General features: G+C 70.9%; 12 protein-coding genes (1 of these 12 cut by a window edge). 9 read left to right on the top strand and 3 right to left on the bottom strand.

Features of this window, described 5'->3' with window-relative positions; genetic code table 11:
- Window positions 1–306: the final stretch of an SDR family oxidoreductase gene (locus tag OG570_RS22820; RefSeq protein ID WP_326959150.1), read on the top strand. 453 nt of this gene lie to the left of the window's left edge; only the last 306 of its 759 coding nucleotides appear in the window; the start codon falls outside the window, past its left edge; it ends in the stop codon at window positions 304–306.
- Here the strand turns inward: OG570_RS22820 and OG570_RS22815 are convergent.
- Entirely contained in the window at window positions 303–1,847 is a 1,545-nt protein-coding gene (locus OG570_RS22815) for an IS1634 family transposase (RefSeq protein WP_326943517.1), read from the bottom strand. The genes OG570_RS22820 and OG570_RS22815 overlap by 4 nt on opposite strands.
- Window positions 1,848–2,000: 153 nt before the next feature.
- On the opposite strand from OG570_RS22815, the gene OG570_RS22810 reads away from it, so the two are divergent.
- The 5 genes from OG570_RS22810 (at window position 2,001) to OG570_RS22790 (ending at window position 8,806) form a co-directional block, all read left to right on the top strand.
- On the top strand, window positions 2,001–4,598 hold the full coding sequence (locus tag OG570_RS22810) for a bifunctional FO biosynthesis protein CofGH (protein WP_326959148.1): 2,598 nt from the start codon (window positions 2,001–2,003) through the stop codon (window positions 4,596–4,598).
- A 134-nt stretch (window positions 4,599–4,732) separates the two neighbouring features.
- Window positions 4,733–5,182: a DUF4232 domain-containing protein gene (locus OG570_RS22805; RefSeq protein ID WP_326959146.1), complete on the top strand. Its 450-nt coding sequence runs from the start codon at window positions 4,733–4,735 to the stop codon at window positions 5,180–5,182.
- 111 nt (window positions 5,183–5,293) lie between these two features.
- Window positions 5,294–6,151 (top strand): HalD/BesD family halogenase, encoded by an 858-nt coding sequence (locus OG570_RS22800; RefSeq protein ID WP_326943520.1) that lies wholly within the window; start codon window positions 5,294–5,296, stop codon window positions 6,149–6,151.
- Between the two features lie 17 nt (window positions 6,152–6,168).
- On the top strand, window positions 6,169–7,047 hold the full coding sequence (locus OG570_RS22795; protein WP_326959144.1) for a class I SAM-dependent methyltransferase: 879 nt from the start codon (window positions 6,169–6,171) through the stop codon (window positions 7,045–7,047).
- 4 nt (window positions 7,048–7,051) lie between these two features.
- The gene (locus tag OG570_RS22790; protein WP_326959142.1) at window positions 7,052–8,806 is read left to right on the top strand and encodes a choline/carnitine O-acyltransferase; all 1,755 of its coding nucleotides are present in this window, start codon (window positions 7,052–7,054) and stop codon (window positions 8,804–8,806) included.
- Here the strand turns inward: OG570_RS22790 and OG570_RS22785 are convergent.
- Entirely contained in the window at window positions 8,772–9,710 is a 939-nt protein-coding gene (locus OG570_RS22785; RefSeq protein ID WP_326959140.1) for an alpha/beta hydrolase, read from the bottom strand. The genes OG570_RS22790 and OG570_RS22785 overlap by 35 nt on opposite strands.
- 1 nt (window position 9,711) lies before the next feature.
- Entirely contained in the window at window positions 9,712–10,497 is a 786-nt protein-coding gene (locus OG570_RS22780) for a class I SAM-dependent methyltransferase (protein ID WP_326959138.1), read from the bottom strand.
- A gap of 208 nt (window positions 10,498–10,705) precedes the next feature.
- Here OG570_RS22780 and OG570_RS22775 point away from each other — a divergent pair, with 208 nt between their 5' ends.
- From OG570_RS22775 to OG570_RS22765, 3 genes are all read left to right on the top strand, one after another.
- Window positions 10,706–13,027, top strand: coding sequence for a discoidin domain-containing protein (locus tag OG570_RS22775; protein WP_326959135.1), 2,322 nt, complete (start codon window positions 10,706–10,708; stop codon window positions 13,025–13,027).
- A gap of 23 nt (window positions 13,028–13,050) precedes the next feature.
- Complete coding sequence (locus OG570_RS22770; protein ID WP_326959133.1) at window positions 13,051–15,243, top strand: discoidin domain-containing protein; 2,193 nt, start codon at window positions 13,051–13,053, stop codon at window positions 15,241–15,243.
- 88 nt (window positions 15,244–15,331) lie between these two features.
- A complete protein-coding gene (locus tag OG570_RS22765) occupies window positions 15,332–16,339 on the top strand; it encodes a LacI family DNA-binding transcriptional regulator (RefSeq protein WP_247055644.1) in 1,008 nt (335 codons plus the stop codon).
- Window positions 16,340–16,448: the final 109 nt, after the last annotated feature.

Below are 16,448 nucleotides of genomic sequence, written 5' to 3'. Positions count from 1 at the left end.
GCGACCAAGGCGTTCGTCCACCAGTTCAGCCTCAACCTGCGCAGCGACCTGCACGGCACCGGCGTCCGGGTGACGAACATCGAGCCCGGCATGGTCGGCGGCACGGACTTCTCGAAGGTCCGCTTCGACGGCGACCAGGGCAAGGCCGACAAGGTCTACGCGGGCACCACCCCGCTGACCGCGGACGACGTCGCCGAGTCGGTCTACTGGGCCGCGAGCCAGCCGAAGCACGTGAACATCAACGTCATCGAGCTGATGCCGGTGGTGCAGAGCTTCTCCGCGCTGCAGATCCACCGCGAGTCCTAAAAGAGGGCGAAGAGCGCCTGCTGCGCCGGGTCCCGCTCGGTCGGCCGGCGCCCGGTCCGCGGCCGCCCGCCGGTCGACGGGTAGTGCAGCACCAGCTCGCCGATGCCCGCGAGCCGCTCGAGCAGCTCGCTCACGGACAGGTTCATCCCGGCCCGGTCGGCCTCGCGCCGCATCAGGTGCGTTACCGTCGCGGCGAGCACCGAGACGAGCCCGTGCGCGGCGATGCGCTGCCGCGTCCACTCCCAGCGCGGGGTGGGGCCGGTGACGGCGGGCCCGGTCAGCCAGCGGAACGTCGACTCGAGGTGGGTGCGCGCCCGGTAGGCGGTGACAAGCTCGGCGACCGGCCAGTCCCGGTCGGTGACCAGCACCTGCTTGCCGAAGAACTCGTCGTCGAGGCGGGCGACGGCGGCGGTGTCGATCCGCCGCTCGAGGCGGATCTCCCCGGCCCGGCTCCCGCTCAGCACCGCGGTGAGCACGCGTTCGACGCGCCGGCCGCGGGTGACGCGGCCGATCTCGGCGTGCACCTGGGCCCGGTCGCCGCGGTGGGTGCCCGCCGCCAGAGCGCCGGCCAGGCCGTCCAGCTCGCGGGTCGCGGTGGCCAGCTCGTCGGCGAACGCACGGGACTGCGCCGCGTGCAGCGTCGCCGAGTGCGTGAGGACGACCCGCCGCCGGACGCCGTCGACGACCGCGTGCGTGTCCAGTGCGGTGAGGCCGGCGAACCGCTCGGGGTCGACGCGCTTGCGGGCGGACGCGGGCTGGGTCAGCAGCTCGGGGTGGTCGGTCAGCGGCAGCGAGCCGACGAACCCGCTGCGTGAGCCCAGGTCGAGCTGGGCGGCCTGGCCCGTGTGGAAGATGAGCGTCGCCGGGCCCAGCTCGCCGGTCAACGCGGCGAACGTCGGGGCCGTGCCGTCGTCGCGCCGGTACAGCCGCGAGCCGAGCGGGATCGCGCCGTCGCGGGTCACCCGCAGGCCCACGCCGGCGAGCACGCTCTGGCAGGCCGAGGGCAGCGTGCAGTCCGCGGCGGCGAACGCGGCGAACTGCGGGACGTCGACGGCGAGGGCCGCGTGGTCGTCGAGGATCTCCAAGACCGCGGCGGCGACGGTCTCCTCGATGCGCGTGATCCGTTCGGGGGTCAGCCTTTCCAGCGCCCGCCAGAATCCTTCCACTGTGGACACCCGGGGCCGCACCAGGTCCGGGGCGGCCCCGGTCGCCCACCAGTCCGCGATCGGCGTGTCCGGCGCGGTGGCCCGGTGCAGCACCGCGATCGCCAGCGTCAGCCCGAGCGTGGTCTTCGCGCGCTGGGGCCCGGCGACCTCGTCGACGCGGCGGACGAAGTCGAGCCGGCGCAGCGTCGCCCACACCGCGGCGACGTCGCCGTACGCGCGGTAGCGTGCCGACGCCGGTTCACCGCCCGGGACCGCGCGGGCGATCTCGTCGGCGGTACCGAGATAACGTTGAGTCACCACACGCGGCTTGCCGTCCACTCGCGCGGACTCCGCGAGGTAGTAGTACGTCCGTCCGCCGATCTTCTTCCCGATCACCGAGGCCACCCTTTAGGTAATACACGCCGGACGGCTGATCGACAACCATCCCGCCGCGCTGACCTGCGACGACGATCACGATCCACGATCGGGTGAGCCGGGTGTGGAAGACACACTGGCTGGTCGCACGAGGACGGTCCTAGCGTGGGCGGAATGGGACCCGATCCTGACGCCACCACCCCGACCGCCTCCGCGATGCGCCGTGCGCTCGCCCGGGCGCGTGACGGGAAGACACTCGACGTAGCCGAGGCGAGCGTCCTGCTGCACGCCCGCGGTGAAGATCTGGGGAAGCTGTCCGAGTACGCCTCCCGCATCCGTGACGCCGGTCTCGCCGAGGCCGGCCGCGCGGGTGTCATCACCTACAGCCGCAAGGTCTTCATCCCGCTCACCCGGCTCTGCCGCGACCGCTGCGGTTACTGCACGTTCGTCACCGTGCCCGGCCGGCTCGAATCGCCGTTCCTCTCGCCCGACGAGGTCCTCGACATCGCCCGCAAGGGTGCCGAGATGGGCTGCAAGGAGGCCCTCTTCACCCTCGGCGACCGGCCCGAGGACCGCTGGACGGCCGCCCGCGACTGGCTGGACGCGCACGGCTACGACGACACGCTCTCCTACGTCCGCGCGATGGCGATCCGGGTGCTGGAGGAGACCGGCCTGCTGCCGCACCTCAACCCCGGGGTCCTGACCTGGCAGGACTTCCAGCGGCTCAAGCCGGTCGCACCGTCGATGGGCATGATGCTGGAGACCACCGCGACCCGGCTGTGGAGCGAGAAGGGCGGCCCGCACTACGGGTCGCCGGACAAGGACCCCGCCGTCCGGCTGCGCGTGCTCGAAGACGCCGGCCGCAGCTCGGTCCCGTTCACCACCGGCGTGCTGATCGGCATCGGCGAGACGCACGAGGAGCGCGCGGACGCGCTGTTCGAGATCCGCAAGGTCGCCAAGACCTACGGCGGCGTCCAGGAAGTCATCGTGCAGAACTTCCGGGCCAAGCCGGACACGAAGATGCGCGCGACGCCGGACGCCGACCTCGAAGAACTGGCCGCGAACATCGCCGTGGCGCGGCTCGTGCTCGGCCCGAAGATGCGCATCCAGGCGCCGCCGAACCTGATCGGCAACCAGTACGACCTGATGATCCGCGCCGGGATCGACGACTGGGGCGGCGTCTCGCCGCTGACCCCGGACCACGTCAACCCGGAACGCGCGTGGCCGCAGATCGACGAGCTGGCCCGCCGCACCGAGAAGGCCGGCTTCGAGCTGAAGGAACGGCTCACGATCTACCCCGAGTACATCAAGGCCGGCGAGCCGTGGCTGGACCCGCGGATCACCCGGCACGTCGCCGCGCTCGTCGACCCGGCCACCGGGATGGCGCGCGAGGACGCGATGCCCGTCGGCATCCCGTGGCAGGAGCCGGACGGCGGCTGGCAGCAGTCCGGCCGCACCGACCTGCACACCGAGATCGACACCACCGGCCGGACGGAAGACCGCCGGAGCGACTTCGACTCGGTGTACGGGGACTGGAAGGAGATCGGCGACCGGATCAAGACCGGGCCGCAGAAGTTCGACTCCACCGTCCTGGAAGCCTTGCGCAGTGCGGAAAAGGACCCTGCCGGGCTGTCCGACGACGCCGCGCTCGCGCTGCTGTCCGCCGACGGCAAGGAGCTCGACGCCTTCACGAAGCTCGCCGACGACCTGCGGCGCGAGACGGTCGGCGACGACGTCACCTTCGTCGTCACGCGGAACATCAACTTCACCAACGTCTGCTACACGGGTTGCCGCTTCTGCGCCTTCGCCCAGCGTCGCACCGACGCCGACGCGTACACGCTCTCGCTGGAACAGGTCGGCGACCGCGTCGACGAGGCGTGGGCCGCGGGCGCGACCGAGATCTGCATGCAGGGCGGCATCCACCCGGACCTGCCGGGCACCGCGTACTTCGACCTCGCGGCCGAGGTCAAGCGCCGGCAGCCGGGCATCCACCTGCACTCCTACAGCCCGATGGAGGTCGTCAACGGCGCTTCGCGGACCAACCTCTCGCTGCGTGACTGGCTGATCCAGGCGAAGGAGTCCGGCGTCGACTCGCTGCCGGGCACGGCCGCGGAGATCCTCGACGACGACGTCCGCTGGGTGCTCACCAAGGGCAAGCTGCCGACGTCGGAGTGGATCAAGGTCGTCACCACCGCGCACGAGGTCGGCCTGCCGACGACGTCCACGATGATGTACGGCCACGTCGACACGCCGGCGCACTGGGTCGCGCACCTGAAGCTGCTCGCGAAGCTGCAGCGCGACGGCCTCGAGAAGCACGGCAAGCGCGGCTTCTCCGAGTTCGTGCTGCTGCCGTTCATCCACCAGAGCTCGCCGATCTACCTCGCCGGCCTCGCGCGCCCGGGGGCGACGCAGAACGAGAACCGGGCGGTGCACGCGCTGTCCCGGCTGCTGCTGCACGGGATGATCGACAACATCCAGAGCTCCTGGGTGAAGCTCGGCACCGAGGGCAGCCGCGCGGTGCTGCAGGGCGGCGTCAACGACATCGGCGGCACGCTGATGGAGGAGACGATCAGCCGGATGGCCGGCGCGTCGAACGGCTCGTACAAGACGATCAGCGACATGCGCGAGATGGTCGAGCCGCTGGGCCGCCCGCTCGTGCAGCGGACGACGGGCTACGGCCGGCCCTCGGCCGAGCGGATCGCCGCGGCGGAGGCGTCCGACGGCGTCGCGACGGCGGTTCGGAAGCCGCTGCTGCCTCTGCTCACGCCGTAGAAAGCGGTAGCGGGCGCCCGCCTCCGGGGCGCCCGCTACTCTTCGGCCGCATGGGGGTCTTCCGCTTCGCACCAGTTCTCTTCGTCGCGCTTCTCGCGGGTTGCGGCACTCCGCCGCCTCCGCCGCCCGTCCCGTTGCCGACCACGACGCCGAGCCCGACGTACGCGCCGCCGCCGTCGAGCGGTCTGTCGGTTTCGGTCGGCCAGGTCGAAGCCGGGCTCGGGCACCGCGCCAGCGTGCTGACGCTGACCAACCGGGACAGCGAGCCGCGCAAGGTCACCGGCTACCCGGACCTGAAGATCCTGGCGGGCGACGGCTCGCCGCTCGACGTCAAAGTCCTGCACGAGACGTCCTACTTCGCGCCCGATCCCGGCCCGCGGGACCTGACCGTCCAACCGGGCGGGACGGTCCTGTCCGTGCTCGCCTGGTCGGCCACCGTGACGTCCGGGGACAAGCACACCGGCGCGGCGATCTCGGTGATCCCGGTTCCGGGGGAAGCCGCGCAGACGCAGCCGCTGGACACCGACCTCGGCACCACGGACACCGTCGAGCTCAGCGCGTGGGCCACCGAAATCGGCCACTGACCACTTTGTGTCACCGCTCACAAACCCACGGTTCACCGCCGGGGCCTTGTGCTACTTGTTTTCCTCACGACCAGGGCAAGCACCGTAGCTTCACCTGCCGGAAGGACTTCGATGAGCACCTCCGTGGCCGCGCTGGACATGATCGACTCGGACCGCTATCCGCTCACTGATACCGGCAGCGAAGCGTGGCGGGCGGTCGTCGCCCGCACCCGCGCGGACCTCGCCGACGTCGGCTGCAGCGTGCTCGCCGACTTCATCCGGCCGGAGCTGCACGAGGTCCTGCGGGCCGAGTGCGCCGCACTCGAACCGCACGCGTACACGAAGATCGAAAAGGTCAATGCCTACAACACCGCGATCGACGCGGACCTGCCCGAAGACCACCCCGGCCGGCGGATCATGGAGCGGGGCAACGCCTTCGTCGCGCGCGACCACATCCCGGCCGGCGCGATCATCGGCCGGCTCCACGGCAGCCCGGTGTTCCAGCGGTTCATCGCCGACTGCTTCGGGTTGCCGGAGCTGCACGAGCTCGCGGACCCGCTGTCCGGGCTGACGCTCAACGTGATCGCGCCCGGCCGCGCGCACCCGTGGCACTTCGACACGAACTCCTACACCGTCAGCATGCTGACGCAGGCCGCGAGCGACGGCGGGACGTTCGAATACTGCCCGAACATCCGTTCCGCCGATGCGGAAAACTTCTCCGCCGTGCGGGGCGTTCTTTCCGGCGAAAGCACCCATCCGGTCCAGCGCCTCGGCCTCCGTCCGGGCGATCTGCAGTTGTTCAAAGGCCGCTTCGCCTTGCATCGGGTCACTAGGGTGGAAGGGAAGATCGCGCGCCACTCGGCGATCTTCGCTTACAGCGAGCGCCCCGGCGTCATCGGCAGCCCGGAGCGGACCAGGCAGCTCTTCGGCCGGGTCCTGCCTGAGCACCTGGCTGGTCACGCTGTGCGGGGCGACGCCCTGCTCGACTAGATCTAGGAGCCTGGCCCGTGCCTTTCGACTCGACCGGCAAGATCTCGTTCGACCACATTTACACCGCGCCCGACCCCCGTCCGTTCTTCGGAACGTTGCAGCGCGTGGATTACCAGATTCCGCAACTGGCGAAGCCGTACTTCACGAAACTGATCGAGGAATACCAGGCGGAACGCGGAATCGCGCGGCCGACCGTGCTCGACGTCGGCTGTTCCTACGGCGTCAACAGCGCGTTGCTGCGGTGCGAAACGACCCTGGACGACCTCTACGAGCAGTACACCGCGCCCGGCGTCGAGAGCCTCGGCCGCACCGCCCTGCTCGAGCGCGACCAGCGGCTCGTGCGCAGCCGCGCGACCTCCGACGGTGCCCGGTTCTTCGGCCTCGACGCCGCGGGGGCGGCGCTGGACTACGCGCGTGAAGCGGGCTTCCTGGACGAGACGATCTACGCCGACTTCGAGCGCTACGACCCGGACGAGAAGCAGCAGGCGCTCCTCGATCAGGTGGACCTCGTCGTGTCGACCGGCTGTGTCGGCTACGTCACCGAGAAGTCGATCGCCCGGATCGCGCGCGGCTCCCGGCCGTGGATGGCGCACTTCGTGCTGCGGATGTTCTCCTACGACCCGGTCGCGGAAAGCCTCGCCGAGCTGGGCTACGAGACCGCGGCCATCGACGGCGTCTACCGCCAGCGGCGGTTCGCCTCCACCGAGGAGCAGGAGCACATCCTCGACGCGCTGGGCACCGCCGGCGTCGATCCCGAAGGGCTCGAGGCCGAAGGCTGGCTGTACGCGCAGCTGTATGTTTCCCGACCGAAGAAGGGCGCGGCCGCCGGGCTCGCGTCCACGCTCAACGCCGTTGCCACCGAAGACGAAGACACCGCACCCGACGAACGAGGATGACAGAGTGAGCAGTCCGGAATGGTCCCCCCGCACGTTCGGCAACGAGGACCGGCTTCCCCGGGTCCCCGTGCCCGCTCTGGCCGACAGCGGCCGCCGCTTCCTGGAATGGTGCGGTCCGCTGCTGACGCCGGACGAGCTGGCGGAGACCGAAGCGGCGGTCGCGGGTTTTCTCGCGCCCGGCAGCCCGGCCCACGAACTGCAGGCCGCGCTGGAGGAGTACGACCGGTCACCCGGCGTGCACAGCTGGCTGGACACCTTCTGGCCGTACCGCTACCTCGGCCGCCGCGACCGGATCGCGCTCAACGCCAACTTCTTCTTCCTGTTCGCCGAATCGCCGCTGGGCCAGGTGGAACGCGCGGCCGAGCTGACCGCGTCCGCCGTGGACTACAAGCTGCGGCTCGACGACGAACTGGTGCCGCCGGTGCTCGTGCGCGGCACGCCGCAGTCGATGGTGCAGCACAAGTTCCTGTTCTCGGCCACGCGCATCCCGGGTGAGGTGCTGGACAGCGCGCGGACGCCGTACCGCGACGGCTGGGAAGGGCCGTCGCGGGCGCGGCACGTCGTGGTGTTCCACCGGAACACGCCGTTCCGGATGGACGTCGTCGCCGAAGACGGCCGGCCGTACTCCGCCGAGCAGCTCGCCGACGGCCTGCGGGCGATCTTCAAGGACGACCACGCCACGGACGTGCCCGCCGGCCACTTCACCACAAAGGCCCGCGCGGAGTGGGCGGCCAGCCGTCAGGCCCTGCTGGACGCGGGCAACGCCGAAGCTCTCGAGACCCTCGAGACGGCGTTGTTCTGCGTCTGCCTGGACGACGTCACGCCGTCGACCACGCTCGAAGCCGCGGACCAGCTGCTGTACGGCGCCAACCGCTGGTACGACAAGGCCGTCTCGCTGATCGTGTTCGAGGACGGCACGGCCGGGATCAACGTCGAGCACTGCGAACTGGACGGCACCACGATCCTCGGCTTCACCGACGCGCTGCTGAGCGGGGAACGGCTGCCGCGTGACGCCGCCGACGGCGTCCCGGGGTTCGAGACGGTCGAGTTCACGCTGACCGACGCCCTCCGCGAGGACGCCCGCGCCGCCGGGGAGTCCTTCGCGGCGTACGCGGACGCGACGGCCACGCAGACCGTGTCGTTCGACTTCGGCGCCAACCGCGTGAAGGAGCTGGGGATGTCCCCCGACGCCTTCGCGCAGATGGCCTACCAGCTCGCGCACAAGCGCGCGAAGGGCCTGACGGGCGCGACGTACGAGTCGATCGCCACCCGGCAGTTCCGCAACGGCCGGACCGAGGCCATGCGCGTCGTGACGCCGGAGGTCTTCCGGTTCGTCGCCGCGATGGAAGACGGCTCGCCCGAGGAGAAGCGGGAAGCGTTCCGCACGGCGGCGGCGAAGCACGTCTCGCGGGCGAAGGAGTGTCAGGCCGGTGACGCGCCGGAGCAGCACCTGTGGGAGCTGCAGCTGATCGCCAAGCGCCGCGGCGACACGGAGACGCCGGCGCTGTACAGCTCGCCGGGCTGGCTGAAGATGCGCGACGACTACCTGAGCACCAGCTCGGCGCCGTCGGTCAACATCCAGTACTTCGGCTTCGGCTCGACGAGCCCGCAGTGCATCGGCATCGCGTACGTGCTGCTGCCGGACCGCTGGAACCTCTACCTCAGCACGCCGAAGCACGTGTCGTCGGAGATGTACCGCTTCGCCGACGAACTCGCGAAGGCCGTCAGCGAGCTGCAGGAGCTGCTGGCCGGCGGCTGAGCAAGCGGCGCAACCAGCTCAGCCGGGCGGCCCGCGCCGCCCGGCTGAGTGCGGTGTCGGGGGCCAGCGACTCGAAGCCGTGGAACCCACCGGGCCACACGTGCAGTTCCGCCTCGCCACCCGCCTGCCAGAGGCGGCTCGCGTAGGCGACCACCTCGTCGCGGAACGTCTCGGCCGTGCCGACGTCCAGGAACGCCGGCGGCAGGCCGGAAAGATCGGTCGCACGGGCCGGGGCCGCGTAGGCCGGGACGTCGCGAAGGTCTCCCAGGTACGCCGCCCAGCCGACGTTGTTGGCCGTGCGGTCCCACAGGCCGCGGCCGTCGAGGTCGAGCGCCGACGGTGTGTTGTCGCGGTCGTCGACCATCGGGCAGATCAGCAGCTGCCCGGCGAGCTCCGGCCCGCCGCGGTCGCGGGCGAGCAGGGCCGTGGCCGCCGCCAGCCCGCCACCCGCGCTGACGCCGCCGATCACGATCGGACCGGCGAGCCGCCCGGCCGTCCACGACAGACCGGCGTAGCAGTCTTCGACCGGCGCCGGGTACGGGTGCTCGGGCGCGAGCCGGTAACCCGGCGAAACGATCGTGACGCCGAGTTCCCCGGCCCAGCGCAGCACGTTCGGCACGTCCGGGCCGAGGTGGCTGCCGACGATCAGGCCGCCGCCGTGGATGTAGTAGAGGACACCGCGGCTCTCGGGCGGGCGCGCGACCAGCAACGGCACCTCCCCCGCGTGCTCCTCCGCGAACTCGAACCCCGGGTGCGCCGCGGCCAGCTCGTCGACGGTCTGCTCGGCACCGGCGACGAACTCACGGCGCGCGGTGATGTCGTCCGGCGTGCTCAGCGGCGGACGGGCCGCTCGCAGCTGCTCGACGATCGGCGCCAGCTCCGGGTCGAACGGCGGTGGCGGCACGTCAGGCCCCCTCGGGGACCGAGACGACCAGCACGAGCGAGCCGTCGAACGTCGGCTGCTCGCGGAACCGGCCGTAGCGGCGTTCCCACGTGCCGTCGTCGAGGTCGTGGCGCAGCTCCGCGGCGAAGCGGTGGTGCACCCGGTCGTCGACGAAGCTCCACGCCGAGCACGACAGCCGCGCGCCCGGGTCGAGGAGCTGCTCGGGGCGGGCGTAGTAGGCCTCGTTGAAGCCGTCGGTGCAGTCGATCGGCACCGGGACGCCGATGATCGACGTGTGGCCGCCGAGCCCGTCGGCGATGTCGTCGACCGGCGGATAGCGCCGCGCCTCGGTCTCGATCACCTCGGGCGCGTAGTCGAGCAGCCAGAACCGCCGCAGCAGCGCGGGATCGCAGGTCAGGATGGCGACCGGGCCGCGGGTGACCCGGCGGACCTCCTTCAGCCCGGTCCACAGGTCGTTCCACTGGTGGACGCTGAACGTGCTCATCGCGCCCTCGAACGCCCGGTCCGGGAACGGCAGCTTCTCGGCGACGGCGTCGATCGCGGGCGGCAGGCCCTCTGGCCGTTGCGCGCGCATCGACGCCGACGGCTCGACCGCCGTCACCTCGCGATCGTGCGGCTCGTAGGCGCCGGCGCCCGCGCCGACGTTGAGGACGGTCCGCGCCTCGCCGAGCGCGTCGAGGACGTACTGCCCGATCCGCGGGTCCGGCACGCGGTAGTCCGTGTACACCCCGCCGATCGCGCCGTAGTCGGCGTCACCGGCGCTTCCGTCGGCACGTCGCTCAATCATGGGCTCAAAACTAGCAGCGGCCTGGGGATCCACGACGCCGGTGGCGCTGCTCCGCGCGACGGAAACCGACGTCCGGCATCCGGCGCAGCCGTCAGTTTCTGTCGCAAATTTGCGTAAGTTCGTTCATCTATTGCGTTATCTTGTCCCGGATTCGTATGATCCAGGTCACAAGGGTCCCCACCTGCACTCGACGAGGAGTTGCTGCTCCATGTCTCCCCATCCTGTCTTCAGCGCGCCCCGAAGTGCCCCCGTCCCCCGCCGGCGCGCGAGATTCGGCGCGCTGGCCGCCGCCGTCGCCGCCGCGACCGGCCTGACCGTCATCACCCTGGCCGCGGCCCCCGCGAGTTCGGCGCTCGCCGCCGGGCGCGGCGCGACCGTGCCGTTCCTCGAACAGGAGGCCGAGACCGCCGCGACCAACGGCACGGTCATCGGCCCCGACCGCAACTCCGGCACCCTCGCCGGTGAGGCGTCCGGCCGCAAAGCCGTGACGCTGGGCGGTCAAGGCAAGTACGTCGAATTCACGCTCACCGCGCCGGCCAACTCGATCGACTTCCGGTTCAGCCTCCCGGACTCCGGGAACGGCACCGGCACGAGTGGCTCGATCTCGTTGTACGTCAACGGTTCCCACAACCGCGACGTCGCGCTGACGTCGAAGTACGCTTGGTACTACGGCTCGTACCCGTTCACCAACACCCCGGGTGACGGCCACGCGCACCACTTCTACGACGAGACCCGCGCGTTGCTGGGCACGAACTACCCGGCAGGCACCAAGATCAAGCTGCAGGTCGACGCGGGCGACGTCACGACCTCGACGATCGACCTCGCCGACTTCGAGCAGGTCGGCGCGGCCGCGGCCAAGCCGGCGAACTCGCTGTCCGTCACCGACTACGGCGCCACCGCGGGCGACACCAGCGACGACGCGGGCGCGTTCGACGCCGCCGTCGCCGCGGCGAAGAGCCAGGGCAAGGAGGTCTGGATCCCGTCCGGGACCTTCACCCTCGGCCACCACATCACCGTCGACCAGGTGACCATCCGCGGCGCCGGCCCGTGGTACTCCGTGCTGACCGGCCCGCGCGCCGGCATCTTCGGCAAGGGTGAACCGGCCAGCTGCGGCACGTCGACGTATCCCGGCAACAGCGCCGTCCCGGGCACGAGCAGCGCGGTCAAGCTGTACGACTTCGCGATCATCGGCCAGGTCGACGCCCGCGTCGACTGCGACCAGTCCAACGCCATCGGCGGCGCCCTGGGCGGCGGCTCGGTCGTGCAGAACCTGTGGCTGCAGCACACGAAGGTCGGGCTGTGGCTCGACGGGCCGTTCGACGGGCTCACCGTGTCCGGCAACCGGATCCTCGACCAGACCGCCGACGGGCTGAACCTGCACCAGGGCATCAGCAACGTCACCGTGACGAACAACTTCCTGCGCAACACCGGCGACGACGGCCTGGCCATGTGGTCCGAGCACGACGCCGACCACAACAACACGTTCTCCTTCAACACCGTGCTGCTGCCGATCCTCGCCAACAACATCGCGATCTACGGCGGGCGCGACAACACGGTGTCCGACAACGTCGTGGCCGACACCCAGGACCAGGGCGGCGGCATCCACATCGCCAACCGGTTCAGCGCGGTGCCCCTCGCCGGGACGACGACCGTCGCGCGCAACACCGCCATCCGCACCGGTGTGCTCGACTCGAACTGGCAGTTCGGCGTCGGCGCCCTGTGGTTCGACGGCCGCGACGGCGCCATCACCGGCCGCGTCGACGTCACCGACCTCGACCTGCTGGACAACAACTACGAGGCCATCCAGTTCATCGACAGCCAGACCACGGACGTGCACTTCACGAACGTCAAGATCACCGGAGCGGGCACGTTCGCCTGGCAGCTGCAGGCCAAGCCGACCGGCACGGTGAAGAACGTCGTCGCGACCGGGATCGGCCGCGCGGGCGTCTACAACTGCATGGGCCCGGACGCACTGACCGGCCTGGTCGACCAGGGCGGCAACTCCGGCTGGAGCACGACGTTCTGCGGCTCGTGGCCGACGCCGGTGTACGGCTCGGACAACGGCGGCACGACCACGCCGACGACCCCGACCACACCCACCACCCCGCCGACCACCACCACGACGACGACCCCGCCGACCGGGAACCTGGCGCTGCACAAGGCGATCAGCGCGTCGGCGTCGCAGGGCGGCTTCCCGCCGGGCAACGCGGTCGACGGCGACGCGAACTCGTACTGGGAGAGCGCGAACAACGCGTTCCCGCAGACGCTGACCGTCGACTTCGGCGCCACGGTTTCGGTGTCGCGGCTGGTGCTGAAGCTGCCGCCGCCGTCCGCGTGGGGCACCCGCACGCAGACGATCGCGGTCGACGGCGTCAAGGCCGCGGCGGGTTACACCTTCAACCCGGCGACCGGCAACACCGCGACGATCACCTTCCCGGCGACGTCCGTGCGCACCCTGCGGCTGACCTTCACCGGCAACACCGGCTGGCCGGCGGGACAGCTGTCCGAACTCGAAGCCTATTCGTCCTGAACTCAGCTAGAGAGGTGACGACGATGTCCCCATCACCACGGCGCCGCGCGGCGCTGCTGGCCGCGGCCCTCGCCGCGTCCGGCCTGACTGTCCTGTTCAGCGGCACTCCCGCGGCCGCGGCGACCTGCCCGACGACGGCGTCCGGCGGCGCGAGCGTGCCGTTCCGGACGGTCGAGGCCGAGTGCTCGGCGACCACCGGCTCGGCCGTCGGCCCCGACTACACGCAAGCCAGCATCGCTTCGGAGGCGTCCGGACGCCAAGCCGTCCGGATCGGGTCCGGCCAGTACGTCGAGTTCACGCTGCCGGCGGCGGCCAACTCGATCAACGTCCACTACAACATCCCGGACGGCTCGTCCGGGCGGCTTTCGGTGTACGTCGGCGGGGCCAAGCTCGGCAGCGGGCTGTCCGTGACGTCGCGGTACTCCTATGTGGACACCGGCTTCATCGCGGGCTCGAAGACGCACCACTTCTTCGACGACGCCCGGCTGCTCTTCGGCCAGAACGCGGCCCAGGGCACGAAGGTCCGCGTCCAGGCCGACTCCGGCGACGTCGGCCAGGCGACCATCGACCTGGCCGACTTCGAGCAGGTCGGCGGCGCGGGCGCGAAACCGGCCAACGCCCTGTCCGTGACGGACTACGGCGCCACGGCGAACGACTCCTCCGACGACACCCAGGCGTTCCGCAACGGCCTGTCGGCGGCGCGGTCGCAGGGCAAGGAGCTGTTCGTGCCGTCCGGCCGGTTCGAGATCGGGTCGGCGCTGCAGATCGACCAGACCACCGTCCGGGGCGCCGGTCCGTGGTACACGGTGTTGCACGGCAACAACATCTTCAACAACGGCGGCGCGTCCGGGAACATCAAGCTGTACGACTTCGCGGTGTTCGGTGACGTGACCGAGCGCAACGACGGCAGCCCGGACAACGCGTTCCACGGCGTTCTCGGCAACGGCTCGGTGGTGAGCGGCCTGTGGATCCAGAACACCAAGTGCGGGCTGTGGTTGATGAGCGGCGCGTCGTCGAACCTCACCATCGAGAACAACCGCATCCAGGACACGCAGGCCGACGGCGTCAACTTCGACGGCGCCGTCACGAACTCGGCGTTGCGCAACAACTACCTGCGCAACAACGGCGACGACGGCCTCGCGCTCTGGTCCAACGGCCAGGCCGACTCGGGCAACACGATCGCGAACAACACGGTCGTGCAGCCCAACCTGGCCAACGGCATCGCGCTCTACGGCGGGTCGAACAACACCGTCAGCGGCAACCTGGTGCAGGACACCAACGCGCTCGGCGGCGGCTACCTGGTGGCGAACCGGTTCAGCTCGGTGCCGCTCGGCGGCACGGTGACGCTGTCGAACAACACCGCGCTGCGGGCCGGGGCGCTCGACCCGAACTGGCAGTTCGGCGTCGGCGCGCTGTGGTTCGACGCGCGTGACCAGGCGATCACCGGCGTGACGATCCGCGTCACCGGGTTCACCGCGATCCAGAGCCCGTACGAGGCGATCCAGTTCATCGACGGCAACGGCGCCGGCAAGCAGATCCAGGGCGTCACGATCGACGGCGTCTCGGTGCAGGGCGTGGGCACGTTCGTGGCGCAGTCGCAGACGCAGGGATCGGTGTCGATCAGCAACCTGAGCGCGTCCGGCGTCGGCGTCACCGGCACGTACAACTGCCCGTACCCGTCGTCGATCCCGAGGATGACGTTCGGCGGCTCGGGCAACAGCGGCTGGACCGGCACGTGGAGCGACTGCTCGACCTGGCCCGCGCCGAACTCCGGCCCGCAGCAGCCGCCGCAGTCGGGCAGCAACATCGCGCGGGGCAAGGCGATCAGCTCGTCGTCGTCGCAGGGCGGGTTCCCGCCGGGCAACGCCAACGACGGCAACGCGGACAGCTACTGGGAGAGCGCGAACAACGCGTTCCCGCAGACGCTGACCGTGGACCTGGGCGCGGCCGCGTCGATCAACAAGGTGACGCTCAAGCTGCCGCCGTCGTCGGCGTGGGGTGCGCGCACCCAGACGGTGACGGTCTCGGGCAGCACGGACGGCGGCTCGTACACGACGCTGGTCGGCTCGCGCGGCTACGCGTTCGACCCGGCGTCGGGCAACACGGCGTCAGCGTCGTTCACGGCGACGTCGCAGCGCTTCGTGCGGCTGACGTTCACCGGCAACACCGGCTGGCCCGCCGGTCAGGTGTCCGAGTTCGAGGTGGCGGCTTCGTAACTCCGGACTGACGACAAGCCCGTCCCGGCTCCTGACACCGGGACGGGCTTGTCTTACTTTTGCGCGCAGTTGCTGTAAAGTTTCACTCATGACGCGTCGTCTTGCCGAAGTCGCCCGCCAGGTCGGGGTCAGTGAAGCCACGGTCAGCCGGGTGCTCAACGGGCGGTCGGGGGTGTCCGCCAGCACCCGCGCCGCCGTGCTCACCGCGCTCGACGTGATGGGTTACGAGCGGCCCACCCAGCTGCGCGGCGAGCGCGCCCGCCTGGTCGGGCTCGTGCTCCCCGAACTGCAGAACCCGATTTTCCCGGCACTGGCCGAGATCATGGGCAACGCGCTCGCGCAGCAGGGCTTCACCCCCGTCCTTTGTACCCGGACCGCGGGCGGGGTGTCGGAGGCGGAGTACGTCGAGCTGCTCCTGCAGCAGCAGGTGTCGGGCGTCGTGTTCGCCGGCGGGCTCTACGCGCAGTCCGACGCGGTGCACTCGCACTACCACCACCTGGTCGAGCGGCGGCTCCCGACGGTGCTGATCAACGCGGCCGTCGACCACCTCGGGCTGCCCCAGGTGTCGTGCGATGACGCCGTCGCCGTCGAGCAGGTCGTCGGGCACCTCAGCTCGCTCGGGCACGAGAAGATCGGGCTGGTGCTCGGGCCGACCGACCACGTGCCGTCGAAGCGCAAGCTGGAGGCGTTCCAGGCGTACGCGGCGAAGCTCGGCCTGCCGGTGCTCGACGAGCTGGTCGAGCACGGGATGTTCTCCATCGAAGGCGGCCACGCGGCGGCGGCCCGGCTCTACCCGCGCGGCGCGACCGCGGTGCTCTGCGCGAGCGACCTGCTGGCCCTGGGCGCGGTCCGCGCGGCCCGCCGGCAGGGCCTGTCGGTGCCCGACGACGTCTCGGTGGTCGGCTACGACGACTCGGCCCTGATGAACTGCACCGACCCGCCCCTGACGACCACCCGCCAGCCGATCGAGGCGATGGGCCGCGCGGTGGTCGAGCTGCTGGTCAAGCGCATCAACGGCGGCGAGGTGGCGGCCGAGGAGCTGCTGTTCGCCCCCGAGCTGGTGGTGCGCGGCTCGACGGCCCGCCGCATCGCCTGACCCCAGCGTCACCCCCAGGCGCGACGGCTTCCGGGCCGTCGCGCCTTTTCGCGCGCCCGGGACACGCTGGAGCGTTCGGCGGTACCCATTCCACCCGCTTCTCTTCGCC

It is taken from the genome of Amycolatopsis sp. NBC_01286, assembly GCF_035982555.1.
GTDB lineage: Bacteria > Actinomycetota > Actinomycetes > Mycobacteriales > Pseudonocardiaceae > Amycolatopsis.
The sequence above is the reverse complement of the archived record's forward strand: the minus strand, read 5'-3'. Positions and strand labels throughout refer to the sequence as shown.